The sequence below is a fragment of the Kribbella sp. NPDC020701 genome (assembly GCF_055562215.1).
The window spans coordinates 25,112-51,167 of record NZ_JBVHFT010000010.1 but is presented as its reverse complement, the minus strand read 5'-3'; the positions used below and the strand labels follow the sequence as shown (position 1 = coordinate 51,167).

The window sequence follows — 26,056 nt, the reverse complement described above, 5'->3', positions numbered from 1 at the left end:
CACAGTCACCTCTCTCGAAGGATCAACGAATCGCGCCCGCGGTCAGCCCGCGGACGATGAAGCGCTGGCCGAAGATCACGATGGCCAGCGTGGGCAGGATGGACAGGGTGACGCCGGCCAGGATCAGTCCCGGGTCGGCCGCCTCCGCGTCATTGAGCTGGCTGATGCCGATCTGCAGGGTCCGGCGGGACGCCGAGTCGCCGATCAGCAACGGCCAGAAGAACTGGTTCCAGGCGGCCAGGAACACGTACAGACCGACCGCCATCAGGGCCGGTTTGTTCAGCGGCAGCAGGATCCGGCGCAGGAACCGCCAGTGCCCGCAGCCGTCGATCGTGGCCGCATCGCGCAGCTCGACAGGGAACTGCAGGAACGACTGCCGCAGCAGGAACACCCCGAACGCGTTCGCCAGGAACGGCAGTACCAGTGCGATCATCGTCCCGGCGTACGACGCCGTGAGTCGTTCGCCGCCGAGCGACCAGCCGGTGATGGTCAGGTAGTTCGGCAGCACGATCGACTCCCACGGCACCATCAGCGTGGCCAGGAACAGACCGAACAGCACCGTCCGTCCCCACATCTTCATGAAGACGAACGCGTACGCCGCCAGCACGCTGGTGATCAGCTGGGACAAGGTGATCACCGAGGTCTGCACGATCGAGTTCAGGTACTGCTGCCCGATTGGGGTCCCCGACGAAGAAGCGCCCTTGTAGTTGCCGGTGAAGAGCCCGTGCGGGAAGAGATCCGGCGGGTACGACGAGATCTGTCCGGGCGACATCACCGACCCGGCGATGACGTAGTACACCGGGAAGATCACCAGCAGAGCGGCCCCGATCAGGACGACGTACGTGACAACACGTCCAACCCTCACTTGTAGTGCACCCGCCTCTCCAGGACGCCGAACTGGACCGCTGTACAGATCAGCAGGATCACCAGCAGCACGATCGCCTGGGCCGACGCGGCGCCGAAGTCGCTGGCGTTGTTCGCGAAGGCGGTGTGGTAGATCGAGTAGACGAGCGTCTTGGTGGACTGCTCCGGACCGCCTTCGGGTGTGAGGATCTTGATCTGGCCGAAGCCCTGCAGCGACTGGATGGTCGAGATCACGATGAGGAAGAACAACTGCGGGCCGAGCAGCGGGATCGTGATGTACCGCGACGCCCGCCAGCCGCCGGCACCGTCCAGCGTCGCCGCCTCGTTGAGCTCCGTCGGGATCGCGCCGATGCCCGCGGACAGGACCAGCACGTTGTAGCCGATGCTCATCCAGACCGTGGTGATCGAGACACTGATCAGCGCCCAGGACGGGTCGGTCAGCCAGCCGATCCGGTCCACCCCGAACCGCCCGAGCAGGCCGTTCGCGAGCCCGATCGCCGGGTTGTAGATGGTGGCGAAGATGACCGACGCACTGGCGACCGAGAACGCGAACGGCAGCGCGAACGCGGTCCGGAAGATCCGGATGCCCTTGATGTGCTGCTCGAGCAGCAACACGATCACCAGGGCGCCGAGGACGCCGGGGATCACGGTGAGCAGTACGAACGCGAACGTCACCCAGAGGATGTGCCGGAACTCACCGGAGCCGAGCAGGTCGCGGTAATGCTGCAGCCCGACGAACGCGTCCGGGCGGCCGAACAGGTCGGAGCCGTGCAGCGACAGCGACACGGACTTGCCGAGCGGCCAGACGATGAAGAGCGCGAAAATCACCAGGCAGGGCACCAGCATCAGCCAGGACAGCAGCGACGCGGGCGTGTGACGACGACGGGTGGAGTGCGGAGCTGGGGCCGTGGGGCGGCTGCCGGCGCGTGCCGGTACGGTACTTGTAGTCAAACGTTTACCTCCAGTCAATGCGCAGTCTTACCACCGCCGGGGGCCGTCCAGCCCGGAGCACGCTAGGCTGATGGCCCGTGAAGGTCTTGGTGATCGGCTCAGGCGGCCGCGAACATGCACTGGTCTGGGCACTGGCCCAGGACCCTGAGGTCGAGCAGGTCGTCGCGGCCCCGGGTAACCCTGGCATCGCCGTGTTGCGCCCGGCGTACGACGGGCAAACGATCGTTTGCCGTTCGGTGGACATTTCCGACCACGATGCGGTCGTCGCGCTGGCCAAGGAGCTCGGTGCCGACCTGGTCGTGGTCGGACCCGAGGCGCCGCTCGTGGCCGGGCTGGCCGATCCGCTCCGCGACGCCGGGATCGCGGTCTTCGGGCCGTCCCACGCGGCCGCGCAGATCGAGGGCTCGAAGGCGTTCGCCAAGGACGTGATGGCCGCGGCGAGCGTGCCGACCGGCCGGGCCTACGTGTGTACGACACCCGAGCAGGCGGCGGAGGCGATCGACGCCTTCGGGCCGCCGTACGTCGTGAAGGACGACGGCCTGGCCGCGGGGAAGGGCGTCGTGGTCACCTCCGACCGGGACGAGGCGCTGGCGCACGCGGCCGGCTGCGAGCAGGTCCTGATCGAGGAGTTCCTCGACGGGCCCGAGGTGTCGCTGTTCGCGATCACCGACGGTACGACGGTGCTGCCGATGCAGCCCGCGCAGGATTTCAAGCGCCTCGGCGACAACGACGAGGGCCCGAACACCGGCGGCATGGGCGCGTACACACCGTTGCCCTGGGCACCGGACGACCTGGTCGCCGAGATCACCGAGAAGGTGCTCCAGCCGACGGTCGACGAGCTGCACCACCGCGGCACGCCGTTCAGCGGCCTGCTGTACGCCGGTCTCGCGCTGACCTCTCGTGGCATCCGCGTGATCGAGTTCAACTGCCGCTTCGGCGACCCGGAGACCCAGGCGCTGCTGCCGTTGCTCAAGAACCCGCTCGGCGGCCTGCTGTACGCCGCCGCGACCGGCAAGCTGGCCGATCACGGGCCACTGTGCTGGCGGAGCGCCGCCTCGGTGGCGGTCGTGGTGGCCGCGAAGAAGTACCCGGCCAGCCCGCGCAGCGGTGACGTGATCAGCGGCGTCGACCAGGCCGAGGACGACACCGTCCGGGTCTTCCACGCGGGTACGGCGCTCGACGGCGACGAGCTCGTGACCTCGGGCGGCCGGGTGCTGGCGGTCAGCGCGACCGGCAAGGACCTCGACGAGGCCCGGCAGCGCGCGTACGCGGCCGTGGGTCAGATCCGGATCAAGGGCTCCCAGCACCGCACCGACATCGCCCTCAAGGCGGCTCGCGGAGAAATCACCGTCTGACGCGAAACCCGCGGGAACCCGCGCGCTCGGTCCGACACATCAGGAGTACAAGCCATTCGTGATGTGCCGGAAGGAAAGCCCATGCGTAACGCCGAGACGGAATCTGCCGGGTGAGCGCCGTACAGGCTCTGAGGGGCAGGGGGATCGTGTCAGCCAGTACGGACGCCGACCTGTGGGACCGGGTGTCGGCGGGTGACTCGGACGCCTTCGCCCAGCTCTACGACCGGCATGCTCGCGCGATCTACAACTTCCTGCACCGGCGGACAGCGTCCTGGAGCGATGCCGAGGACTTGACCTCGGCGGTGTTCCTGCATGCCTGGCGACGGCGGTCCGAGGTCGTGCTCGACCGCGACTCCGCCCTCCCTTGGCTGCTGCGCACCGCCGACTACACAGCCCGCAACGAGTGGCGCTCCAAACAGCGCTACCGCCGGGCCCTGGCCGCCGCCCACCTGCTGCCGAGCGAGATCGACGACCACGCCGAGGAGGTGGTCGGCCGGATCGCCGACGATCAGCGGATCCGGGCGGCGCGCGAGTCGCTGAAACGGCTGCCCCGGCACGAGCGCGAGATCGTCGAGCTCTGCGTCTGGGGCGGTCTCGACCAATCCGCCGCGGCGGTGGCGCTGGACGTTCCGATCGGGACCGTGAAGTCGCGCCTGTCCCGTGCCCGCAAGCGCTTGCGTGAGCTCAACCTTCCTTCGGTTCTGGAGACCCGACCATGAACACTGTGCCCACCCTCCCGCCGGACCGCGACCTTCGCCCGTCAGCCCGCAACCGGCAGCGCGACGAGCTGATCGCCATCGTCGACCACGAGTCGGTCACCAGCCCCACGCGCCGCCGGCTCGTGCCCCTGGCGGCGGCCGCCGCGATCGTCCTGGTCGCCGGCGCGGCGATCGCCGTACCTGCTCTGCGCCCGGGCACGGACCAGCCACCGGTCGGCGGCGCTCTCGCGACCTCGCAGCTCACGCCCTTGAGCGACGCGGAACGGCTCGCGCTCGAACCCAAGTGCGCTCCCGAGCTGACGCAGCCGAAGAACATCGGTAGAGCGCAGCCTGGGCGTCCGACGCCTCAGAGTGCGAAGCCGCCGACGTCGACGGCGGAGATCATCGACGGTTTCCGGTACGCGAACCCGCCCGGCGACACCGCTGCGACGCAGTGGCTGGTCAAGTATTTCGTGGGCGAGTGGTTCGCCTGTGGCTTCGATCAGAACGGCAAATTCGTCACCGGCATGGAGGCATCCGCGGGGCAGCCGATGTACGGCGTGGTCGACCCGAGCGGAATGGGTACGGGCCTGTACCTGAAATCGATCCGCCGGATCACCGTCACTCCGCACGGTGGTGAGCCGGTCGAGGCGATCCTGCGGGACGGCTACTTCTACGCTCCCGTGCGACCGCTGGAGATGAACGTGGACGGCCCGCCCAGTACGCCGTTGCCGTACATCACCCGCGGGTACGACGCCAGCGGCAAGCTCGTGTACACGAGTGCCGCGACCGTCGGTGAGCGGACCACAGCCAGGTCCAAGTGCTACGTCGATCCCCAAGGCGAGCTGGCCTACTGGATCCCGCCCAAGCCGAAAACGACCACGCACTGCCTCCGGATGGTCGCCTGGGACGACCATCCAGGCTGAGGCTGACCACGGGGTCACTCTGCGTGCTCTGGAACGATGACTACGTGCTGCGGAGCTGGAAGCTGACCCTGATGGTGCTGGTCGCCGGCGTGGTGATCGCGGGCTTCGCGGCGTCGGACGGGTCGTGGGGGCGCGCCGCCGTCCAGTTGGCGGCGTTCGTTCTCCTCGGGTTCCTCTTCTCGCCGTTGGTGTTTCCACGGTCGGTGAGCGCTGCCGAGGCGACGAGACGGGGACAGCCCATCGTCTACTGGCGGCCCGGGTGCCAGTACTGCCTGCGGCTGCGGCTGACGACGGTCGGGGTTGCCGGGCGGGCCTCGTGGGTGAACATCTGGCGCGACCCCGAGGCCGCGGCGGCGGTCCGGGCGGTCGCGGGGGGAAACGAGACGGTTCCCACGGTGGTGGTCGGTAGTGACAGCCGGGTGAACCCGGAGCCGCGCTGGGTGCGCGAGCTGTTGCGATCCGGGACCGTGTAGGAGCCGACGTGCGGGACCAGGGAGAATAGGGGCGTGTCGAAGCCCAGCAAGCCCCGGATTCCCAATGTTCTCGCCGCCCGTTACGCCAGTCTGTCGATGGCGCAGCTGTGGTCGCCGGAGTACAAGATCGTGCTCGAGCGGAAGCTCTGGGTGGCGGTGCTGCAGGCTCAGCAGGAGCTCGGGGTTGCGGTGCCGGACGGCGTCGTCGAGGACTACGAGCGGGTGATCGACCAGGTCGACCTGGAGTCGATCGCGGCCCGCGAGCGGGTCACGCGGCACGACGTGAAGGCGCGGATCGAGGAGTTCAGCGCGCTCGCCGGGCACGAACACATTCACAAGGGGATGACGAGCCGGGACCTGACCGAGAACGTCGAGCAGCTGCAGATCCGGGCCGGGCTCGAGCTCGTCCGGGACCGCGCGGTGGCGACCGCCGTACGGCTGGGGCAGCAGGCGGCCGACCACGCGGCGCTGGTGCTGACCGGGCGGTCGCACAACGTGGCCGCGCAGGCGACCACGCTGGGCAAGCGGTTCGCGTCGGCGGCGGACGAGCTGCTGGTGGCGATCGCGCGGATCGAGGAGCTGCTCGAGCGGTACCCGCTGCGTGGGATCAAGGGCCCGGTCGGTACGTCGCAGGACATGCTCGACCTGTTCGGCGGCAACCCGGCGAAGCTGGACCAGCTGGAGAGCGACATCGCCGCGCACCTCGGGTTCAGCCGGACGCTGACCAGCGTGGGCCAGGTGTACCCGCGGTCCCTCGATTACGAGGTCGTCTCGGCGCTGGTGCAGCTGGCCGCGGGGCCGTCGAGCCTGGCGACCACGATCCGGCTGATGGCCGGGCACGAGCTCGTCACCGAGGGGTTCAAGGAGGGCCAGGTCGGGTCCTCGGCGATGCCACACAAGATGAACACGCGATCCTGCGAGCGGGTCAACGGTCTCGCCGTCATCCTGCGTGGGTACGCCTCGATGGCGGGCGAGCTGGCCGGCAACCAGTGGAACGAGGGTGACGTCTTCTGCTCCGTCGTACGGCGGGTTGCGTTGCCGGACGCGTTCTTCGCGATGGACGGGTTGTTCGAGACGTTCCTGACCGTGCTGGACGAGTTCGGGGTGTACCCGGCGGTGGTTTCGCGCGAGCTGGAGCGGTACCTGCCGTTCCTGACCACGACGAAGGTGCTGATGGCCGCGGTCAAGAACGGTGTCGGCCGGGAGACCGCGCACGAGGTGATCAAGGAGCACGCGGTCGCCACGGCGCTGGACCTGCGCAAGGGCCTGGCCGGCAACGACCTGTTCCACCGGCTGGGCGAGGACGGCCGCCTCGGCCTGACCGAGGAGCAGATCGTCGGCATCGTCGGCGAGCCGCTGTCCTTCACCGGCGCGGCCGTCGCCCAGGTGAACACGGTCGTCGCCAAGATCGACGAGCTCGCCAAGCGCTACCCCGATGCCGCCGCCTACACGCCGGGTGACATCCTCTAGTCCGTGTTCGAACCGCTCACCTGGATGCTGGTCGCGCTCTCCCTGGCCGCGATGGTGTTCGCCATCGTGCTGGCCGCGCGGGACAAGCGGATCAACTGGACGCTGCTGGGCATGCTCGGGGTGATCGAGGCCGGCCTGCTGGCCCAGCTGGTCATCGGCATCGTGCAATTCGCCGGGACCTCGCGGGACGTCTCGGGACCGTTCTTCATCGGCTACCTGATCGGCTCGCTGCTCATCCTGCCGGTCGGCGCGCTGTGGGCCCTGGCCGAGAGCAGCCGGTGGGGAGCCGGCGCGCTGGCGGTCGCCTGCCTGGTGATCCCGGTCGTCGAGCTGCGCCTGCACGAGATCTGGACCGCCTGACATGACCGACCCCGTCGAGACCCGGCACGACCCCGAGGCGACCAGGCACGGGCCGGGCCGGATTCTGATCGCGGTGTACGGCGTGTTCGCGCTGTCCGCCACCGCCCGGGCCGGCGTACAGATCGCGACCAAGTTCGACGAGGCGCCGATCGCCTTCCTGCTGTCGGCGCTGGCCGCGGTGATCTACTGCGCGGCGACCTTCGCGTTGGCCAAGGCAACCAAGGTCTCCCGGCGGGTGGCGACGGCGGCGATCGTGGTCGAGCTGATCGGCGTGCTCGCGATCGGGGCGTTCAGTTACGCCGTACCCGACGACTTCCCGGATTCCACGGTGTGGTCGCACTTCGGCCAAGGCTACGGGTTCGTACCACTGCTCCTCCCGGTCCTGGGCCTCCTCTGGTTGCGCCGCACTCGCTGACTGCCAGCAAACTGCCAGCCGTGCGCAGGGGCTCCCCAAGGTTCACCGGACAGCATCGGTGGCATGCAGATTCCAGGTCACGACAGTGGTCCGTGGTGGAGGTTCTCCGGCGCTTCCGCCGCCCAGGCACGCACCTCGCGGCGGCGGGGAGGAAGCCACGATGAAACCCGCATCGAGGCTTCCTCCCCGCCTTGCGATGCACGCACCTGGACGTCGGAATCACTCGGACAACCTCCACCACGGACCACAGCGGTCGAGATCGTCGTACCCGTCAAGAACGAGGAAAACGACCTCGGTCCGAACATCAGGCGGCTGCGCGAGTTCCTGGACACCGCCTTCCCGTTTCCGGCCGAGGTCTGCATCGCGGACAACGGAAGCACGGACGCGACCTATGAGATCGGTACGGTGCTGTCCGCCGAGCTGCCCGGAGTCCGGATCGTCCGGCTCGAGCAGTCCGGTCGCGGCCGCGCGCTGAAGCAGGTCTGGTCCGAGAGCACCGCCGAGGTGCTCGCCTACATGGACGTCGACCTGTCCACGAACCTGAACGCGCTGCTGCCGTTGGTCGCACCGCTGTTCGCCGGGCACAGTGATGTTGCCATCGGCACCAGGTTGTCGAACGGATCCCGAGTGGTCCGGCGTCCGAAGCGGGAGTTCATCTCACGCTCGTACAACCTGTTGCTACGGGCAACCTTGAGCGCGCACTTCTCCGACGCCCAGTGCGGGTTCAAGGCGATCCGCGCCGACGTCGCGCGGGAGCTGCTGCCGCTGATCGAGGACACCAGCTGGTTCTTCGACACCGAGTTGCTGGTGCTGGCGGAGAAGGCTGGGCTGCGGATCCACGAGGTTCCGGTCGACTGGGTCGACGACCTCGACTCGAGGGTCGCGATCGCGAAAACAGTGGGCGAGGATCTGCGGGGGATCGCCCGACTGATGCGCAGCCGCATCGACCTGGAGCCGATCCGGCAGAAGTACGGTCGTCCGCGCATCCTCGACCCTCGTACGGCGATGGCCGCGCGGGTGCTGCGGTTCTGCGCGATCGGGGTGCTCAGCACAGCGGCGTACGCGCTGCTCTATCTCGTGCTGCGGCAGGGCATGCCGGCCCAAGTGGCGAACCTGCTGTCGCTGCTGATCACGGCCGTCGGCAACACCGCTCTCAACCGGCGGATCACCTTCGGCGTCCAGGGTGGCGAGAACCGGTGGCGGCATCAGCTCCGCGGTCTCGTTGCGTTCGGCATCGGCTGGAGCCTGACCGCCTGCTCGTTGTGGCTGCTGCACACGGCGGTCGCCGTACCGCACCAAGCGGTGGAGATCACCATTCTCACCGTCGCGAATCTGGCCGCGACCGTGGTCCGGTTCAGCCTCTTCCAGGCGTGGGTCTTCGACGACGACGCGCCCACCATTCCCACCTTCGAACCACCCGTCCTCGAGAACACCCGGAGTAATTGATATGGCCACCCTCACCGATCCCGTCGAGGCGTCACCACGCCGGGCCGGACCACGGGCGCTCACCACCCAGTACACGCTCAGCCGGGACAAGATCCTGTACGGCGGCCTGCTGGCGCTGACCGCGATCGCGTACCTGTGGGGACTGTCCAAGAACGGCTACGCCAACGAGTACTACGCGGCCGCTGTCCAGGCCGGGTCGACGAGCTGGAAGGCCTGGTTCTTCGGGGCGTTCGACTCGTCGAGCTTCATCACCGTGGACAAGACGCCGGCTGCGTTGTGGGTGATGGGCCTGTCCGGGCGGATCTTCGGGTTCAACACCTGGAGCATGCTGGTCCCCGAGGCGCTGATGGGCGTCGCGAGTGTCGGGTTCGTGTACGTGTCGGTACGGCGATGGTTCTCGGCGAACGCCGGGTTGCTGGCCGGTGCGATCCTCGCGCTGACGCCGGTCGCCGTACTGATGTTCCGCTTCAACAACCCGGACGCGCTGCTGATCCTGCTGCTGGCCGCCGGTGCGTGGGCGGTGACGCGGGCGATCGACTCCTCGACGCACGCCGCTCGGTGGATGATGCTGGCCGGGGCGCTCGTCGGGTTCGGGTTCCTGACGAAGATGCTGCAGGCGTTCCTGATCCTGCCGGCCTTCGGTCTGGCATACCTGATCGCCGGGAAGCCCAAGGTGGGCAAGCGGCTGGTGCACAGTGTGCTCGCGCTGGTTTCGCTGATCGTCAGTGCCGGCTGGTGGATCGCGATCGTCGAGCTCCTGCCGGCGTCTGCTCGCCCGTACATCGGTGGCTCGCAGAACAACAGCATTCTCGAGCTGACGCTCGGCTACAACGGGCTCGGTCGGCTGAGCGGCAACGAGACCGGCTCGGTCGGCGGCGGTGGTGGCGGGAACGGCGGCGGCATGGGCTGGGGTGGCGCGACCGGTCTGCAGCGGTTGTTCACCGGTGAATTCGGTTCGCAGATCGCTTGGCTGCTGCCGGCTGCTCTGCTGGCGACGATCGTTCTGGTGGTTGCTGCGGGCAAGGCGCCGCGGACCGACAAGACGCGGGCGTTCGCCATCCTCTGGGGTGGCTGGCTGGTCGTCACCGGACTGACCTTCAGCTACATGCAGGGGATCATCCACAGCTACTACATGATCGCGCTCGCGCCGGCGATCGGTGCGCTGATCGGTGCCGCGATGGCGGTGCTCTGGCGGCGTCGTTCGCAGTGGTTGGCTCGGGCAACGTTGGCCGGCGGTGCGCTGCTGACGGCCGGGTGGAGCTTCCGGCTGCTGGCCGAGACGCCTACCTGGCACCCGTGGCTGCGGTGGGTCGTGCTGCTGACCGGCGTACTCGCGGCTGGTGCACTGGTGTTGCTGCCTGAGTTGAAGTTGCATCGTACGGCGGCTCGGCGGGCCGGGGTGTTTGCGGGCGCACTGCTCGCGGTGAGCGCGCTGACCGGACCGACGGCGTACTCGCTGTCGACGATCAGCACGGCGCATGCAGGTGCGCTTCCGTCCGCTGGGCCTTCGGGCGCCGGTGGGATGGGTGGCGGTCCTGGCGGTGGCTTCGGCCGCGGTGGCTTCGGTGGCGGCCAGATGGGTACGCCGCCTGGGCAGAACGGCACCGGTACGACGGGCAACGGCACGACCGGGAACGGCACGACCGGGAACGGGACCACCGGGAACGGGACGACGGGTGATGGTGCCACGGGGAACGGGACGACCGGGCGTGGCACGGGCGGCGGTGGTGTCGGTGGGTTCCTCGGTGGTGGCGGGATCAGTGGAGTATCGAGTGAGCTGATCACGCTGCTACAGAACGGATCCAAGGGCTACACCTGGGCGGCCGCGGCGGTTACGGCGAACGGCGCCGCACCACTGCAGATCGCCTCCGGTGAACCGATCATGGCGATCGGCGGCTTCAACGGCACCGACCCGGCGCCGTCCCTGGCCGAGTTCAAGGAACTGGTTGCCCAGGGCAAGGTCCACTACTTCATCGGCAGCGGTGGCGGCGGGATGATGGGCGGCCGCAACGGCATCTCCAGCGAGATCGCCAGCTGGGTAGCGGACAACTTCCAGTCCCAGACCGTCGGCAGCACCACCGTCTACGACCTCACCACCAGCACCACAAACTAAGAATCCGGAGTACTCCTATGACGCAGAACCCCACCTTCAACCCAGGCACCAACCCCGAAGACAGATGGCAAGCAGCCCAAGCCGCAGCCAACCCCCCGGCCCCCACCTCCGCCCCCCAGCCCACCGCAGGCGACGCACCCCAGCCCGCTGGAGGTGCGGCGCCGCAGTACGCCACAGGCGGCGCGGCCCAGTCGGCCGGTGCTGCAGGGCCGCAGTCCGCGGCAAGCGGCGCGGCACAGTCGGCCGGTGCTGCAGGGCCGCAGTTCACCGGCGGCGCAGGGCCACAGTTCACCCCGGGTGCGGCGCAGTCACCTGGAGGTTCGCCACCCCAGTCCACTGCGGGTCCGGCGCCGCAGTCTGCGGCGGGCGTAGCGCCGCAGGGTGGCTCGACTGTTGACGGGGGCGGGAAGAGCGGCGGGCGGCCGAGCAACCTGATGATGGCGGGTGCGGGCTCGGTGCTCGCAGTACTGGCGTTCCTCGGCGGCTTGGCGGTCGGCCACGCGTCGGACGGCGGCTCGAACCAGCAGAACCAGTTCGGCGGCCCCGGCGGCGGACAGCTCCCAGGCCAGGGCCAGTTCCCGGGCCAAGGCACCGGCCAGGGCAACACGGGGCAGGGCAACGGTCAGGGCCAAGGCTCAACCGGCCAAGGCAACACCGGCCAGGGGCAAGGCTCGACCGGCCAAGGTCAGGGCACCTTCCCGGGCCAGGGCCAAGGCAGCACGGGCCAGGGGCAAGGAACCCAACCCGGCACCGGCACCCAGAACTCCAACGGTCAGACCCAAACCAGCTAACCCAGCCCGAACGCACCCGCACCGAACCCCGTAGCAGGATGCGGATCAGTCGACCCAACCGGAGAAGCAGCCCGGCGGACCCCGAGCGGACACTTGGGCCCGTCGGGCATCTCCTGTTCTGTGGGTGGGAGTGGCAACCAAGTGGGGCGGACTGTGGCGACGGAGGGTTACGACACGCGGCTTACGGTTCGCGAGGGGGTGGGGTGGGGTAAGGATCGGTGCGTGGAATGGTCGAACGTCACCTGGTTCCTGACCGCCCTTGGTGCGGTCGTCGTGCTGCTGACGCGCGTCCGCCTCGGCGGAACAGTGGTGGATGGCACCGGTCACGGTGCCGGGCGGGCGGGATACTCCGCCTCTCTGCTGCGAGTTCACACCATCGTTGGTGTTCTGACGTTGCTGGGGTGGGTCGTTGCCCTGGTCACCGGTCAGCGCGCGATCGCTCTGGTGCTGCTGGCCGGATGGTGGCTGTTGGCAATCGTCGGCTTGTTGCTCCTGGCCCGTTGGTTGCCCAGCGGCGGTAAACACTCGGAGGACGCCCAGGGTGACGCCTGGGGTTCCGGCGCCGGCCTGTCGCTGCTCGGCCACGTCGGCATGGTGGTCGGCGTCGGGTACTTCACGTTCGTCACCCTCACCGACCGGTTCTGAGCCCCTCGATCAGTGCCGTGACAGAACGCCGTACGCCGGCCTCGAACGCTTCTGGTGAAAGCGTTGCCCCCGCTCCGGCGACGCGGTCGTAGAGGAGCCCGTCCATCATCGCGGCGACCGGCCATGCCGCTCCCGATGGATCGGGTACGCCGAGCCCGTCGAGCAACTGCGACAGCAGTACCCGCAACTGCCGGCCGCCTTCGTTGATCGCGGCCCGCAGCTCGGGCTGACGGCTCGCCTCCAGCGACAGCTCGTACCGCGCGATCAGATCGTCCGGCCGATCCCGCGCGAGCCCGACCGTCATCCCCACCATCAACTCCAACGGCGGTACGTCCAGGCCATCCGGCGTGGACATGCCGCCGACGTCCCGGGTGAGCATTCGATTCACGCAGGCGGTGAGGAGGGCATTGCGGGTGCGGAGGTAGTACGACGTGGAGCCCGGAGGCAGACCGGCTTCCGCGTCGACGGCGCGGTGGGTCAGCCCGCGCAGCCCGCGGGTCGCGACGAGGTGGATCGCGGCGTCGGCGATGGCGTCCTGGCGATCCGTGCCCAGTGGTACCTGCTTCGTCACGGCGGCCATCCTCGCACTTCCCAACCAGACTCTACAGATGTAGAGTACCGTGCATGAGTACGGCGATCGTGGTGGGAGCGGGCATCGGCGGGGTCACGGCGGCCGTCGCACTGCAGCGGTGCGGGTGGCAGGTCACAGTCCTGGAGCGGGCTCCGGAGCTGGGTGAGGTGGGAGCCGGGATCTCGGTCTGGCCGTCGGCGGTCGCCGTCCTCGAGGAGCTCGGGGTGAAGGGCGTCGAGAAGGCGGCCGCGGTCTCGAAGCCGGCCGGCATGCGCAAGCCCGACGGTCGCTGGGTCGTCGAGGCGGCCGATCTCGGTGTCGAGATCCCGGTGATGATCCACCGGGCGCAGTTGCACGACCTGATCACGGCCGAGTTCGGCCCGGCCGTCACCGTCCGGACCGGGTTCACCGCCACCGGCGTCGAGCCGGACGACTCGGGTGTGTCGGTCCGGAGCGCTGACGAGGAGCTGCGCGCAGACCTGGTCGTCGCTGCCGACGGGCTCCGCAGCGTGATCCGGTCCGCGCTGCACCCGGAGCACAAGGGACCGCAGTACTCCGGCTACACGGCGTACCGGGGGATTGCGGACGTGGATACCGACGACGGCGGCGGCGAGACCTGGGGACGGGGGCAGCGGTTCGGGTTCGCGCGGCTGATCGACGGCCGCATCTACTGGTACGCGACCGCGAACCAGCCCGCCGGCCAAGGCGGCGACCATGCTGCGGTCACGAAGGCGTTCGGGGACTGGCACGACCCGATCCCGAAGCTGCTCGCAGGCTCCGCGACCGTGCTGCAGAACGACATCTATGACCTCGCGCTACCGCTGGTCCCGTTCACCCATGGTCGCGTCGTGCTGCTCGGGGACGCCGCTCACGCGATGACGCCGAATCTCGGCCGCGGTGCCTGCTCGGCGATCGAGGACGCCGGCGCCCTCGGCCGCCACCTCACCGAGAGCACTGATCTGAGCGCTGCTCTCGCCGCGTACGATGCCGAGCGCCGTCCCGCGACCACCAAGCTGGTCAGGCGATCCCGGAGCATCGGACGAGCCGGCCAGCTGGAGAACCCGGTGGTCCGCGCACTCCGCGACGGCCTCCTCCGCATCGGCGGCAAGCTGGTGGCGCTCCGGCGTCGATAGGTGCGGACCTGCCGCACTCACCAACCACGCGCGAAGGCGGCGGCCCACGCTCGACCGCCGGCCGCCGCGGGTGCCCGGTGGGGCTTGGTGAGTGCTGCACGTCCGCCCCGCAAGGCAAGGTGGAACAATCGCCGGTGTGATCACACCTCCGCAGGCGCCTGAGATTTCCGGTGCGAAGCACATCCACTCCGGCAAGGTCCGGGACCTGTACGAGCTCGAGTCCGGCGATCTCCTGATGGTCGCGAGCGACCGGATGAGTGCGTTCGACTGGATCCTGCAGCCGCACATCCCGGACAAGGGCAAGGTGCTCACCGCGATGAGCCTGTGGTGGTTCGAGCAGCTGGACGTGCCGAACCACATCGTCTCCACCGACGTACCGGCGGAGGTCGCGGGCCGGGCGGTGGTGTGCGAGAAGCTGGAGATGTTCCCGGTCGAGTGCGTCGCCCGTGGGTACCTGAGCGGCTCCGGTCTGCTCGACTACAACGCGACCGGCGCGGTCTGCGGGATCCCGCTGCCGTCGGGGCTGGTCGAGGGTTCCCGGCTGGACGAGCCGATCTTCACGCCGGCGACCAAGGCCGACCTCGGCGAGCACGACGAGAACGTTTCGTACGACGCGGTCGTGGCGACCGTCGGCGCGGACACGGCGGCTGCCCTGCGGGACCTCACGCTGGACGTCTACAGCCGGGCGCGGGTGATGTCGGAGGAGCGCGGGATCATCCTGGCCGACACGAAGTTCGAGTTCGGTGCGCGGGCGGACGGGACGATCGTGCTGGCCGACGAGGTGCTGACGCCGGACTCGAGCCGGTTCTGGCCGGCTGACCAGTGGGCGCCGGGCAAGCAGCAGCCGTCGTACGACAAGCAGATCGTGCGGGACTGGCTGCAGTTCGAGTCTGGATGGGACCGCCACTCCGGTGAGGCCCCGCCGCCCCTGTCCGATGAGGTCGTCGAGCGCACCCGAAATGCGTACGTCGGGGCCTACGAGCAGCTGACCGGCCGGAAGTTCGAGGGTTAGAACAGGCCGACGCCCAGGGCCAGGAGGATGAAGCGGCCGGCGCGGCCGGCCAGGACTGAGAGGGCGAACGTGAGGACGCCCATCCGGGAGGCGCCGCCGATCAGGGCGACGCCGTACAGGGGTGGGATGCCGACGAACGCGCTCAGCAGGGTCACCGGAATTCCCCAGCGCCGGTCGCTCATCGCGTCGAGGAGCCGCTTGCTGACGTCGCGGTTCCACTGCACGAACCGGCCCCAGCGCGTCTCCAGATTGACCGACTTCGGCTCCTTGGCCTTCCGGGCGGCGTACCCGGGCCGGTAGCGGACCGCGAGGAACATCGCGACCTTGCCGATCGTCTGCCCGATCGAGACCCCGATCGCCGCCACCACCGGGTCCAGCGCGCCGGAGACGCCGACACCGAGGACGTACGCCTCCGCGTTCATCACCGGTACGACGGCGGACCCGATCCCGAAGCCCACCGCCAGCGCAAGCTGCCAGACCCACATGACTCCGAGGCTATGCGTCGCAACCAACGCTGCCACGCAACTCAGCCCCACTCCCGGGGCGAACCAGGGTCCCGCCCGACCGGCTCCCTCGCACCCTTGACACCCACGGTCAGGGCTGACCGGGTACGGCGGCCTGCCGTCCGCGCAGAATCGCGATCAGCCGGTACGACGAGATCACCTTGACCACGCACGCCGCGAGCGCGATCGAGTACGGCAGCCACTGTGCGCCGGTCTGGTGCGCGACGATCAGCGAGATCACCACGGCCGCCGTGTTCACCGCCTTGGCCGGCTTGGACCAGTTCCAGACCCAGATCGGCCGGTCGACCTTGTAGAAGTAGTTCGGGCTGAGCGTGCCCGGCCAGAGCAGGAACGCCAGCGACAGCATGGTGTCCAGTACGCCGAACTGCACCAGGAAGATCGCCAGCGGGCCGATGGTCGCCGGAAACGTGGCCATGAACGCGGCTGCCAGCAGGAACGAGCACGCCCGGTCGCAGACGATGTCGAACACCGCACCGGCGACTGACTCCTCGTTCCGATAGCGCGCCACCGCACCGTCGGCCATATCACCCAGCCAGTAGGCGGCGTACCCAATCACCAGCCAGCTGAGCAGCCCACTCCGGAAGGCGATCGCCGCAATCACCATCGCCACCACAGTGCGAACGAGCGTGATGCGGTTGGGAACACCCAGCAGGAACGGCGGCCGGACCGCCAAGGGAATCGAGGTCGTCGTGGTCATGGGGCCTCCCGGCCTGGACTGATGAGCGGAGGGAGCGAAGCGACTGGAGCGACGAGGGAAGGCCGGGAGTAAAAGCCCCATGACCCTGCCGGCGCCGAAGGCCCGGCCAAAAGCACAGTCATTACGCTGCCCTCAGGTTCTCTGGGTCGAGTGCGTCCTGGAGTTGGTTGCGGAGGAGGAAGCCGGCGGCGGCGCCACCGAGGAGGCCGAGCAGCCAGCCGCCGACGGTCAGGGCGGCAGCGGTGACCATCAGGGTCGGTGAACGGATCGATCGCCCCGCCGACCAGTCGGGCGAGGCCGAGGACCGCACCCAGGAGGAGTCCGCCGGCGAGCGCCGGTGCGGCGATCGCGGTGAGTTGGCGGCGGATGACGCGGCGCAGGAAGCGCACGTCGACGCCGAGTGCGGTGAGGCAGGCGAACTGGCGGCGCTGGTCCACCAGTTGGTCGGCCACGCCGACGATCAGTGCGGCCATCGCGGTCAGGACGACCACGAGCAGGCCGAGAACGCTCATCCCGAAACCGGTGGCGTAGAAGGCCGGCTCGTAGAACACGTCCCGCGACGCCAGGACGGACACCAGCCCGTTGACCAGGGTGCCGACCAGGAACCCGCAGCAGCCGAGCAGCATCGCCATCCGGGCCGATGACCTCGCGTCGGTGACCAGTCGGATGCCGGTCAGCAGGTTGGCCGGGTCGTTGGATCGCTTGAGCCGGGCGCCGACGATCCGGATCCACATCGGGGTGAGGCTCAGGAAACACAGCGCCAATCCGACAACCAGAGCAGTCGACGCGACGTACCCGAGCCAGCGAGCCGTGGCGAGGCCGAGGACGATCATCAGCGGACCCGCGATGATGCCGGTGCGCGTCGGCTCGGCCGGGTGCTCCTCGCGAGGCAGCAGGTCGTCGCGGTGGAGCAGGCTGCCGATCAGCGCGCCCGCACCGGTCGTGATCACGACCACCGGGATCCAGATCAGCACGTCCACCAGCTCGGCTCCCGGGAGGATCTGGGCCATCCTCGGCAGCAACCCCAGTAGCAGGCTGAGCACCAGATAGACCGGTCCCGCGAGCAGTCCGCCGGCCGACCCCGCCATGGCCGCGTCGGTCACGGACAGCTGTCGCACCTGCTTGCTGGACGCGCCAGCCAGTCGCAGTGCGGCCATTCGCCGTTCGCGCGCCGCCGTACCGAGCCGCAGGGCCTGAACGGCGAGGCCGCCGGTGAGGAGCGCGAGGATCACGAGGATCGCGATCAGTCCGGCGCGCAGTTCGCTCTCGGCGACGTAGTTGCTGTAGATGGCCTTCGGCAGCTCGTTCTTGCCCAGCCGGACGATGCGGAGCGCACCCAGCAGCAGCGCACCGCTGAACGCGAGCGCCGCAGTGGCCAGCTGGATGCGGCTGCGGTCGGCAGGCGTGCGCGAACGGGCCAGCTTCACCAGCGTCTCGAGTGTCATCAGAGCACTACCTCGTGCTGGATCACGCCGTCGCGCAGCCTGATCTCACGGTCTGCTGAGGCCGCTACGAGGTTGTCGTGGGTCACCATCACCAGTGCGGCGCCGCGGTACTGCGCGGACTTCAGCAACACATCGAGCAGCTCCTGCCCGGCCCGGCTGTCCAGACTGCCGGTGGGCTCGTCAGCCAGTACGACGGACGGTCCGGTGACGAGAGCTCGGGCCACGGCCGCCCGCTGCGTCTGACCTCCGGATAGCTCGGCCGGAACGGCTTCCGCCTCATCAGCGATGCCCACCTGCTCCAGCCAGACCCGTGCGGTCTCCTGCGCCTCCGCACGCTCGTGGCCGTCCAGGAGCAGTGGCAAGGCGACGTTGTCGAGCAGCGACAGGTCCGGCACCAGCTGGCCGAACTGCAGCACGATCCCGACCTTCGTACGCCGGAGCCGTGCGCGCTCCGCCTCCGGAAGAGCGGTCACGTCCTGACCGGCCAGCCGGACGGTGCCGTAGTGCGGGCTGAGGATGCCCGCCGCACAGTGCAGCAGAGTCGACTTGCCGCAGCCGCTCGCACCCGTGATCGCGACCACCTCGCCGGCCTTGATCTGGAGGCTGACACCACGCAGCGCCGTGTTGCGGCGATACGAGTACTTGATGCCGGTGAGCTCAAGGGCAACCTGGGGCGCGGTCATTATGAGCCTCTCTGGTCGGAGATGTGTTCCAGGGCGCTGTCGAGCCAGCGCAGGTCGGCATCGAGGTGGGCCACGATGTACTCGCGGACCAGTGGTGACGTCGGGTCGTCCTCGGCCGGCGTCTCCCGCAGTTCGCGGATCCGGCGCAGGTGGCTCGCGCGCTGCCGGGCCAGGAACGCCGTCGCGTCACCACCGGTGCGGATCGCGGCGACGAGCTTGCGCACTACCTCGTCCGCACTGCCCCAGGCGGGCGGCACGGGATCGTTCAGCCAGTCCGCGAGGTGGTCGCGGCCCTCGGTCGTCAGTGCGTAGACAGTCCGGTCCGGTCCGCCGCCGGACGTCTTCTCGACCACCTCGACGAGCCCGTCCCGCTCCAGCCGCCCGAGGGTCGTGTACACCTGCCCGAACGCCAGCGGCCGGCTGTCGGGGAACCACAGGTCGTGGCCGCGCTTCACGTCGTACCCATGCGCCGGGCCGGCCGAAAGCAGCCCCAGGACGAGCTCGGCGGTAGCCATGGCAGCGACTATACACTGCGTGTATGTACTGAGTGAATAGTCCGCGATGCGGCGTTCTGGCGCGCACTCGGTAGGATTCAGGCGTCACCCCGGAACGAGACCTGGAGTAAGTCAGTGGCTCGCGTTGTCGTCGATGTCATGCTCAAGCCCGAGATCCTCGACCCGCAGGGCAAGGCGGTGCACGGCGCGTTCGGCCGGCTCGGCTTCGACGGCGTGGCCGATGTCCGTCAGGGCAAGCGGTTCGAGATCACCCTGGACGGCGAGGCGACCGAGGAACGGGTCGCCGAGATCCGTAAGGCCGCCGACACGCTGCTGGCCAACTCGGTGATCGAGGACTTCACGCTGCACGTGGAGAACGAGCAGTGAAGATCGGGGTCGTCACCTTCCCGGGCTCGCTGGACGACGTCGACGCCCGTCGCGCGGCCGCGGTGGCCGGTGCCGAGGCGGTCGCGCTCTGGCACGGCGACGCCGACCTGCACGGGGTCGACGCGGTGGTCCTGCCGGGCGGCTTCTCGTACGGCGACTATCTCCGCGCCGGCGCCATCTCCCGGTTCGCCCCGGTGATGGAGACCATCATCAAGAAGGCCGGCGAAGGCCTGCCGGTGCTGGGGATCTGCAACGGCTTCCAGGTGCTGTGCGAGTCGCACCTGCTGCCCGGTGCCCTGATCAAGAACCACCACCGCAAGTTCATCTGCAAGGACCAGCCGCTGCGGATCGAGAACAACCGCACCGCGTGGACCAGCGACTACGACGCCAACCACGAGATCACGATCGTGCTGAAGAACCAGGACGGATCGTACGTCGCCGACGAGGCGACCCTGGACCGGCTGGAGGGCGAGGGCCGGGTGGTCGCCCGCTACCTGGACGAGAACCCGAACGGCTCGTACCGCGACATCGCCGGCATCACCAACGAGCGGGGCAACGTGGTCGGCCTGATGCCGCACCCGGAGCACTGCGTCGAGACACTGACCGGCCCCAGCACGGACGGCCTGGGCTTCTTCACCTCGGTGCTGAAGGCCGTCGTCTCCAGCTGATGAGCTGCACCGGGTTGTGGCGCCTCCTGGGCCGCACCCTCATTCTGACCGCGGCCGTCCTGCTCGCCGGCGCGAGTACGGCGAACGCGCAGCCCGCGAGCCTGATGGCCAAGGTCGTGGTGATCGGTGTACCCGGCCTGACCTGGAACGACGTCAAGGCCTCACCCGAGCTGACCGCGCTGGTGAACCAGTCCCACGTCGGCTCGATCACGGTGAAGACCGCCGGCCCGCACACCTGCCCGGTCGATGGCTGGCTCACGATCAGCGCGGGCACCCGGGCGTGGGGCAGCGTGGCCGACCAGCCCTGCGGTGACCTGCCCGCGGTGAGCGACGGCAAGGTCGCAGACTGGCAGACGTACGTCGACCGCCAGGCAGAGCACCACACCGGCGCCCCCGTCGGCCGCCTCGGTGCGAGTCGCGACCGGGTGTGCGGATTCGGCCCTGGCGCGGCGATCGCAGTGGCGAAGCCCGATGGTTCGGTCTCCAACTGGACTCCGGACTTCAGTCCGCTCAAGCTCGCCAGCACCGCGTGTGGTGATGCCATCGTCGACGCCGGGGCGTTGCCGCTCGGAGAGGGGCGGGCGGAGGCTCGCAAGCACGTCGCCGACCTCGTCGCGCAGGCTCGGGCCGCCGGTGGGTGGGTGTTGCTCGTGGGCATCAGCCAGGAGACGGCTAGGGCCCACCAGGAGCCGCTCGTCGCGATGCAACTGCCGCCGGACAACGGTCCGCGCTGGCTGACCAGCGACTCGACCCGTCGGCCCGGTCTGATCCAGTTGACCGACATCACGGCGACTGTCCTGCGCGGAGAGGCCAAGGAGGTAGACCCGGCCGGTTCGGCGAAGCCCGGACCGCTGGACGGGAACGAGATCCACTTCACCGGTCCCGTGCACACCAACGCGGACGCGGTGATCGAGAACCGGCTGGACGCCAACCAGCGGTTCGAGCAGCCGCGTCCGGTGCAGGTCGCGGTGACGATGACCATCCTGGCCGCGGAGCTTCTCGCGCTCGCGTGGTTCTGGATCACGCGCAGTCCGCGGTCCCGGCGTACGTTCGTCTTCACGCTGCTGACGCAGGGCGGGTTCTTCATCGCGGTATTCCTGTCCACGGCGACCGTGTGGTGGCGGTGGCCGGCCCCTGGTTTCTCCTTGTACGGCGTGGTTCTCGGGATCAGCGCGTTGTTCGCGGCCGTGACGCAGGTGTTGCTGAAGCGCTATGCGTTCCTGGGGATCACAGTGGCGGCGTACGCGATCCTGATGGTGGACGGCGTACTGGGGACACCGCTGCAGTTCGGCAGCATGTTCACCGACGGGCCCGTGGTCGGTGGACGCTTCTATGGCTTCGGCAACTCCACTTTCGCGACGCTCGCGGTCGCTGCGCTCGTCACCGCCGGTTGGGTCGCGCAGAAGCTGATCGACAAGAGCAGAGTGCAGGCTGCGCTTGCTGTGCTGGCTATCGGCGGCGCTGCGATCGTGGTGGACGGCAGACCGGGCTGGGGGACCGACTTCGGCGGCATTCTCGCGCTGACTCCGGCCGTGCTGCTCATGGCCTGGCTGACCTGGCGTGGCAGCATCTCCTGGCGCGCACTGATCGGTGTCGGTGTGACCGGCGTACTGGCTGTTTCTGCTGTTGCCTTCCTCGACTATCTGCGGCCGCCGGATCAGCGGAGTCACTTCGGCACGTTCGTGGCCCGGCTGCTGGACGGTGACGTGAGCGACGTACTGATCCGCAAGCTGGAGATGGCCGTGCAGTACTTCACCGGTCCGGCGGGCTGGGCGATGCTCGTCGGCGTGGTGCTGGCGATGCTCGCCACCGTGCTGCCGGACCGGGTCCCGTTCCCGGCGTACCGCAGCTTCTACACCAGTCTGCCGATGATCCGCCCCACCCTGCTCGCCCTGTCGGCCTGCGGCCTCATCGGCATGCTCCTCAACGACGCCGGCGTCACGCTCCCCGCAATCATGACCGGCTTCGCCGCTCCACTGCTGGTGGCCCATCTCGTGGCCTCCGAGCAGCCCGCTACCGTTTCACCTGAGTCCCACCTAGTGCAGGAGTCCTGAAGTGTCGACCGACACCGTTAGCAACGCCACGAGCACCCCTGACGTCGAGCAGCCCTGGGCGGAGCTCGGACTGAAGCCTGACGAGTACCAGCGGATCCGGGACATCCTGGACCGGCGGCCGACCAGCTGTGAGCTGGCGATGTACTCGGTGATGTGGAGCGAGCACTGCTCGTACAAGTCGTCCAAGGTGCATCTCAAGCGCTTCGGCGAGATTCCGCAGGAGACGCCGACCGGGAAGATGCTGGCCGGGATCGGCGAGAACGCGGGTGTCATCGACATCGGCGAGGGGTACGCCGTCACGTTCAAGGTCGAGTCGCACAACCACCCGTCGTACGTCGAGCCTTACCAGGGCGCGGCGACCGGGGTCGGCGGCATCGTCCGCGACATCATCGCGATGGGTGCCCGCCCGGTCGCGGTGATGGACCCGCTGCGCTTCGGTCCGCTGGACGCCCCGGACACCAAGCGCGTGCTGCCGGGGATCGTGTCCGGCGTCGGCGGCTACGGAAACAGCCTCGGGTTGCCGAACATCGGCGGCGAGGTCGTCTTCGACCCGACGTACCTGGGCAACCCGCTGGTGAACGCGCTCTGCATCGGTGTGATGCGCCACGAGGATCTGCACCTCGCCAACGCGACCGGCGTCGGCAACCAGATGATCCTGTACGGCGCCAAGACCGGTGGCGACGGGATCGGTGGAGTGTCGGTGCTAGCCAGCGAGACCTTCGCCGAGGGCGGCCCGACCAAGCGTCCGGCCGTCCAGGTCGGCGACCCGTTCATGGAGAAGCTGCTGATCGAGTGCACGCTCGAGCTCTTCGCCGCCAAGGTCGTCGAGGGCATCCAGGATCTCGGCGGTGGCGGACTGTCCTGTGCGACCTCGGAGCTGGCCAGCGCGGGCGACGGCGGCATGCGCGTCTGGCTGGACAAGGTGCCGCTGCGCGATGCCTCGCTGTCGCCCGAAGAGATCCTGATGAGCGAATCGCAGGAACGGATGATGGCCTGCGTCACTCCGGACAATGTCGAGGAGTTCCTGAAGATCTGCGCCAAGTGGGACGTCCAGGCCGATGTGATCGGTGAGGTGACCGACACCGGCCGGCTGGAGATCGACTGGCACGGCGAGCGCGTCGTGGACGTTCTGCCGGAGACTGTGGCGCACGAGGGCCCGGTCTACCACCGCCCGTACGAGCGTCCCGTCTGGCAGGACGAGCTGCAGGCCGACGGCGCCGAGAAGTTGCCGCGAGCAACCAGTGGCGCGGAGCTGCGGGACACCCTGCTGCGCCTGGTCGCGTCGCCCAACCTGTGTGACAAGTCCTGGGTGACGGATCAGTACGACCGCTACGTGCTGGGCAACTCGGTACTCGCGCAGCCCGAGGACAGCGGGATGATCCGCGTCGACGAGACCAGCGGCCTCGGGGTCGCGGTGTCGACCGACTGCAACGGGCGCTTCGCCAAGCTCGACCCGTACACCGGCGCCAAGCTCGCGCTGGCCGAGTCCTACCGGAACGTCGCCACTACCGGCGCCCGGCCGGCCGCGGTGACGGACTGCCTGAACTTCGGCTCGCCGGAGGACTCGGGCGTGATGTGGCAGTTCACCGAGGCCATCCGCGGTCTCGTCGACGGCTGTATCGAGCTGGGGATCCCGGTCACCGGTGGCAACGTGTCGTTCTACAACCAGACCGGTGAGACCCCGATCCTGCCGACCCCGGTGGTCGGCGTCCTCGGTGTGATCGACGACGTCACCCGCCGGACGCCGATCGGCTTCACGGCCGAGATGGAGGGCCACCAGCTGTACCTGCTCGGTGAGACCGAGGAGGAGCTGTCCGGGTCGGAGTGGGCGCATGTCGTCCACGGACACCTCGGTGGACGGCCGCCGGCAGTCGACCTGGCCGCGGAGCAGCAGCTGGCCGACATCCTGATCAACGCGTCCCGCGACGGCCTGATCGACGCGGCGCACGATGTCAGCGACGGCGGTGTCGCGCAGACGCTGGTCGAGTCGGCTCTGCGTGGCGGTGTGGGTGCGCGCGTGTGGGCACCGGACGGGCTCGACCCGTTCCTGTTCCTGTTCGCGGAATCGGCCGGCCGGGCGGTGGTCGCCGTACCGCGCACCGAAGAGGTCCGGTTCACCGACATGTGCACGGCCCGGCGCTTCCCGCACGCGAAGATCGGCGTGATCACAGGCGACTCGCTGGACGTACAGGACCAGTTCGAGGTGCCGCTGACCGAGCTGCGCACCGCGTGGACCCAGACCTTGCCGGCCGCCCTCAGCTGACCGGAGACCCGGGCGCTGACACCACCTCCCACGATGTCGAAGCCGCTTCCACGTGTCTGGCACACTCGAAGGGACGAGTGAGGTGAGGGGATGGCGGAGCGGCGCCCGGTGAAGCCCGGCGAGCTGATGGGTCTTGCTGCCGCGGCTGGGCAGGAAGCTCGGGCCGCGGCTGCGCGGCGGCGGATGGCGCAGTTGCGGCTCACCGATGAGGAGCGGCGGGTTTGTACGGACGAGTTGGCTGAGCAGTTCGCGGTCGGGCGGTTGGATGAGGACGAGTTGCATCGTCGGGTCGATCGGCTGAACGACGCTGTGACGCGGGCCGATCTGCAGCCGATCTTTGCGGGGTTGCCGGAGCCGTCGTTGTACAAGCCGGAGCCGCGGAAGGCCGGCAGGTGGCGCTGGGCGGCGTTCGTCGGGGCCGTGTGGATGGCCCTGCCGTTCGCGCTGACCGGGTTGGTGCTGCTGGTCTTCGGGCGTGAGATCGCCGCGGCCATCTTCGGGTTGCCGGCGCTTGCCTGGGTCTACTTCACCTACCGCTGGGCGTCCCGGCCGCAGCGCGAGGAGCGCCGCCGGCCCTGATCACGAGCCGAGCGTCGACTCCCGCGTCACCAGCTGGGCCGGCAGTTCCAGTACGCCGTGACGCGGGGTGCCGGCGATCGCGTCGAGGAGCAGGTACGCCGCGCGGCGGCCGAGGTCCTCGAGGCGGAGGTCGACCGAGGTGAGCGGTGGCCGGGCGGCCAGGGCCATGACGAGCCAGTCGTCGTACCCGGTGACGGCGATGTCGCTCGGCACTGCGCGGTTGAGCTCGCGGAGGCGATCGCAGACGCCACGGGCGATCTGATCGCTGCCGCAGCTGATCGCGTCCACGTCCGGGTGCCGGCGTAGCACGAGGTCGGCGGCCTGCCGGCCCCAGCGTTCACTCCACTCACCGAAGAGGGCCTGACCGCACAGAGCGGCGCCCGCGGTCGTGGCCACCGCCTGGGCTCGCTCGGCGGCCGAGCGATGGCCGGCCGGCCCGGTGACATGCGCGATCCGCGACCGCCCGATCCCGAGCAAATGGCTGATCACCGCGGCGGCGCCGGCCGCGTCGTCGACGATCACCGAGGCGTCCGCGGGATCGGTCGAGGCGGCGAGCGCGTAGACGACGGGCAGGGGTACGTCGATCGGCGGCCGCGGCTCGGTCCGTCGGCCGGTGACCACGATGCCGTCGACGCCACGGGCCACCAGCGAACGCAGGTAGCTCTGCTCGCGGAGCGGATCGTCACGGGTGTCGCAGAGAACGGTGGCCAGCTCGCCCGCACTGAGCACGTCCTCAACTCCACGCATGATCGGGATGCTGAAGCGACCGGAGCTGTCGGTGGTCAGCAGCGCGACGGTGTAGGTCCGGCCGGACGATAGTGCGCGGCCGCGGGCGTCCGGTGTGAAGCCGAGTTGGGCAGCGGCACGGCGGACCCGGGCGCGGGTTTCCTGGCTCAGCTGGCCGGTGTTGTTCAGCGCCTTCGACGCCGTCCCGGCGGACACCCCGGCCAGGGCGGCGACGTCCGTGATCCGGACCGATGGCCTCATCATGCGTTTCCTTCCGATCTTCTGCGGAAGCGTATCAGCAGACCTCCGAAGA

At 69.1% G+C, this 26,056-nt stretch carries 27 protein-coding genes; 18 read left to right on the top strand and 9 right to left on the bottom strand.

Annotation, left to right across the window (positions count from 1 at the left end; translation table 11 throughout):
• Window positions 1–22: 22 nt before the first annotated feature.
• Both ACZ3HV_RS23845 and ACZ3HV_RS23840 read right to left on the bottom strand, forming a co-directional pair.
• Window positions 23–865 carry a carbohydrate ABC transporter permease gene (locus ACZ3HV_RS23845; RefSeq protein WP_465687178.1) on the bottom strand — a complete coding sequence of 281 codons (843 nt, stop codon included), beginning with the start codon at window positions 863–865 and terminating at the stop codon, window positions 23–25.
• A complete protein-coding gene (locus ACZ3HV_RS23840; RefSeq protein WP_465687177.1) occupies window positions 862–1,815 on the bottom strand; it encodes a carbohydrate ABC transporter permease in 954 nt (317 codons plus the stop codon). The genes ACZ3HV_RS23845 and ACZ3HV_RS23840 overlap by 4 nt, the downstream gene beginning before the upstream one ends.
• A 77-nt stretch (window positions 1,816–1,892) precedes the next feature.
• Between ACZ3HV_RS23840 and purD the strand changes: the two genes are divergently transcribed.
• The 11 genes from purD (at window position 1,893) to ACZ3HV_RS23785 (ending at window position 12,507) form a co-directional block, all read left to right on the top strand.
• Window positions 1,893–3,170 carry a phosphoribosylamine--glycine ligase gene (gene purD, locus ACZ3HV_RS23835; protein ID WP_360366229.1) on the top strand — a complete coding sequence of 426 codons (1,278 nt, stop codon included), beginning with the start codon at window positions 1,893–1,895 and terminating at the stop codon, window positions 3,168–3,170.
• A gap of 146 nt (window positions 3,171–3,316) precedes the next feature.
• Window positions 3,317–3,889: an RNA polymerase sigma factor gene (locus tag ACZ3HV_RS23830; protein WP_465687176.1), complete on the top strand. Its 573-nt coding sequence runs from the start codon at window positions 3,317–3,319 to the stop codon at window positions 3,887–3,889.
• Window positions 3,886–4,794 carry a hypothetical protein gene (locus ACZ3HV_RS23825; protein ID WP_465687175.1) on the top strand — a complete coding sequence of 303 codons (909 nt, stop codon included), beginning with the start codon at window positions 3,886–3,888 and terminating at the stop codon, window positions 4,792–4,794. Before ACZ3HV_RS23830 ends, ACZ3HV_RS23825 begins: the two co-directional genes overlap by 4 nt.
• A 23-nt stretch (window positions 4,795–4,817) precedes the next feature.
• Window positions 4,818–5,267 (top strand): glutaredoxin domain-containing protein, encoded by a 450-nt coding sequence (locus ACZ3HV_RS23820; protein WP_465687174.1) that lies wholly within the window; start codon window positions 4,818–4,820, stop codon window positions 5,265–5,267.
• 33 nt (window positions 5,268–5,300) lie between these two features.
• Window positions 5,301–6,737 (top strand): adenylosuccinate lyase, encoded by a 1,437-nt coding sequence (purB, locus tag ACZ3HV_RS23815; protein WP_465687173.1) that lies wholly within the window; start codon window positions 5,301–5,303, stop codon window positions 6,735–6,737.
• 3 nt (window positions 6,738–6,740) lie between these two features.
• Window positions 6,741–7,097 (top strand): hypothetical protein, encoded by a 357-nt coding sequence (locus ACZ3HV_RS23810; RefSeq protein ID WP_465687172.1) that lies wholly within the window; start codon window positions 6,741–6,743, stop codon window positions 7,095–7,097.
• Window position 7,098: 1 nt separating this feature from the next.
• Window positions 7,099–7,512 carry a hypothetical protein gene (locus ACZ3HV_RS23805; RefSeq protein WP_465687171.1) on the top strand — a complete coding sequence of 138 codons (414 nt, stop codon included), beginning with the start codon at window positions 7,099–7,101 and terminating at the stop codon, window positions 7,510–7,512.
• Window positions 7,513–7,575: 63 nt separating this feature from the next.
• Window positions 7,576–8,958: a bifunctional glycosyltransferase family 2/GtrA family protein gene (locus ACZ3HV_RS23800; RefSeq protein ID WP_465687170.1), complete on the top strand. Its 1,383-nt coding sequence runs from the start codon at window positions 7,576–7,578 to the stop codon at window positions 8,956–8,958.
• Between the two features lies 1 nt (window position 8,959).
• Window positions 8,960–11,071: an ArnT family glycosyltransferase gene (locus ACZ3HV_RS23795; protein ID WP_465687169.1), complete on the top strand. Its 2,112-nt coding sequence runs from the start codon at window positions 8,960–8,962 to the stop codon at window positions 11,069–11,071.
• A gap of 434 nt (window positions 11,072–11,505) precedes the next feature.
• Complete coding sequence (locus ACZ3HV_RS23790; RefSeq protein WP_465687168.1) at window positions 11,506–11,862, top strand: hypothetical protein; 357 nt, start codon at window positions 11,506–11,508, stop codon at window positions 11,860–11,862.
• 222 nt (window positions 11,863–12,084) lie between these two features.
• Window positions 12,085–12,507: a hypothetical protein gene (locus tag ACZ3HV_RS23785; RefSeq protein WP_465687167.1), complete on the top strand. Its 423-nt coding sequence runs from the start codon at window positions 12,085–12,087 to the stop codon at window positions 12,505–12,507.
• On the opposite strand, the gene ACZ3HV_RS23780 is transcribed toward ACZ3HV_RS23785, so the two are convergent.
• The gene (locus tag ACZ3HV_RS23780; protein ID WP_465687166.1) at window positions 12,491–13,078 is read right to left on the bottom strand and encodes a TetR/AcrR family transcriptional regulator; all 588 of its coding nucleotides are present in this window, start codon (window positions 13,076–13,078) and stop codon (window positions 12,491–12,493) included. The two genes, ACZ3HV_RS23785 and ACZ3HV_RS23780, sit on opposite strands and share 17 nt — an antisense overlap.
• A 53-nt stretch (window positions 13,079–13,131) precedes the next feature.
• Between ACZ3HV_RS23780 and ACZ3HV_RS23775 the strand changes: the two genes are divergently transcribed.
• Both ACZ3HV_RS23775 and ACZ3HV_RS23770 read left to right on the top strand, forming a co-directional pair.
• Window positions 13,132–14,211 carry an FAD-dependent monooxygenase gene (locus tag ACZ3HV_RS23775; protein ID WP_465687165.1) on the top strand — a complete coding sequence of 360 codons (1,080 nt, stop codon included), beginning with the start codon at window positions 13,132–13,134 and terminating at the stop codon, window positions 14,209–14,211.
• A gap of 136 nt (window positions 14,212–14,347) precedes the next feature.
• Complete coding sequence (locus ACZ3HV_RS23770) at window positions 14,348–15,223, top strand: phosphoribosylaminoimidazolesuccinocarboxamide synthase (protein ID WP_465687164.1); 876 nt, start codon at window positions 14,348–14,350, stop codon at window positions 15,221–15,223.
• On the opposite strand, the gene ACZ3HV_RS23765 is transcribed toward ACZ3HV_RS23770, so the two are convergent.
• The 5 genes from ACZ3HV_RS23765 to ACZ3HV_RS23745 form a co-directional block, all read right to left on the bottom strand.
• Window positions 15,220–15,708: a hypothetical protein gene (locus tag ACZ3HV_RS23765; protein WP_360366257.1), complete on the bottom strand. Its 489-nt coding sequence runs from the start codon at window positions 15,706–15,708 to the stop codon at window positions 15,220–15,222. The genes ACZ3HV_RS23770 and ACZ3HV_RS23765 overlap by 4 nt on opposite strands.
• Window positions 15,709–15,817: 109 nt before the next feature.
• Entirely contained in the window at window positions 15,818–16,444 is a 627-nt protein-coding gene (locus tag ACZ3HV_RS23760; protein ID WP_465687163.1) for a CDP-alcohol phosphatidyltransferase family protein, read from the bottom strand.
• Entirely contained in the window at window positions 16,441–17,889 is a 1,449-nt protein-coding gene (locus ACZ3HV_RS23755; RefSeq protein ID WP_465687162.1) for a hypothetical protein, read from the bottom strand. Before ACZ3HV_RS23755 ends, ACZ3HV_RS23760 begins: the two co-directional genes overlap by 4 nt.
• Window positions 17,889–18,572, bottom strand: a complete 684-nt coding sequence (locus ACZ3HV_RS23750) for an ABC transporter ATP-binding protein (RefSeq protein ID WP_465687161.1) — start codon at window positions 18,570–18,572, stop codon at window positions 17,889–17,891. Before ACZ3HV_RS23750 ends, ACZ3HV_RS23755 begins: the two co-directional genes overlap by 1 nt.
• Entirely contained in the window at window positions 18,572–19,087 is a 516-nt protein-coding gene (locus tag ACZ3HV_RS23745; protein ID WP_465687160.1) for a helix-turn-helix transcriptional regulator, read from the bottom strand. The genes ACZ3HV_RS23750 and ACZ3HV_RS23745 overlap by 1 nt, the downstream gene beginning before the upstream one ends.
• Window positions 19,088–19,201: 114 nt before the next feature.
• Between ACZ3HV_RS23745 and purS the strand changes: the two genes are divergently transcribed.
• The 5 genes from purS to ACZ3HV_RS23720 all read left to right on the top strand — a co-directional run bounded on the left by purS (window position 19,202) and on the right by ACZ3HV_RS23720 (window position 25,017).
• Entirely contained in the window at window positions 19,202–19,453 is a 252-nt protein-coding gene (gene purS, locus ACZ3HV_RS23740) for a phosphoribosylformylglycinamidine synthase subunit PurS (RefSeq protein WP_465687159.1), read from the top strand.
• On the top strand, window positions 19,450–20,121 hold the full coding sequence (purQ, locus tag ACZ3HV_RS23735) for a phosphoribosylformylglycinamidine synthase subunit PurQ (RefSeq protein ID WP_360366269.1): 672 nt from the start codon (window positions 19,450–19,452) through the stop codon (window positions 20,119–20,121). The genes purS and purQ overlap by 4 nt, the downstream gene beginning before the upstream one ends.
• A complete protein-coding gene (locus ACZ3HV_RS23730; protein WP_465687158.1) occupies window positions 20,121–22,175 on the top strand; it encodes a hypothetical protein in 2,055 nt (684 codons plus the stop codon). The genes purQ and ACZ3HV_RS23730 overlap by 1 nt, the downstream gene beginning before the upstream one ends.
• Window position 22,176: 1 nt before the next feature.
• On the top strand, window positions 22,177–24,438 hold the full coding sequence (gene purL / locus ACZ3HV_RS23725; protein WP_465687157.1) for a phosphoribosylformylglycinamidine synthase subunit PurL: 2,262 nt from the start codon (window positions 22,177–22,179) through the stop codon (window positions 24,436–24,438).
• Between the two features lie 90 nt (window positions 24,439–24,528).
• Window positions 24,529–25,017 carry a DUF1707 SHOCT-like domain-containing protein gene (locus ACZ3HV_RS23720; RefSeq protein WP_360366275.1) on the top strand — a complete coding sequence of 163 codons (489 nt, stop codon included), beginning with the start codon at window positions 24,529–24,531 and terminating at the stop codon, window positions 25,015–25,017.
• On the opposite strand, the gene ACZ3HV_RS23715 is transcribed toward ACZ3HV_RS23720, so the two are convergent.
• The gene (locus tag ACZ3HV_RS23715) at window positions 25,018–26,007 is read right to left on the bottom strand and encodes a LacI family DNA-binding transcriptional regulator (protein WP_465687156.1); all 990 of its coding nucleotides are present in this window, start codon (window positions 26,005–26,007) and stop codon (window positions 25,018–25,020) included.
• Window positions 26,008–26,056: the final 49 nt, after the last annotated feature.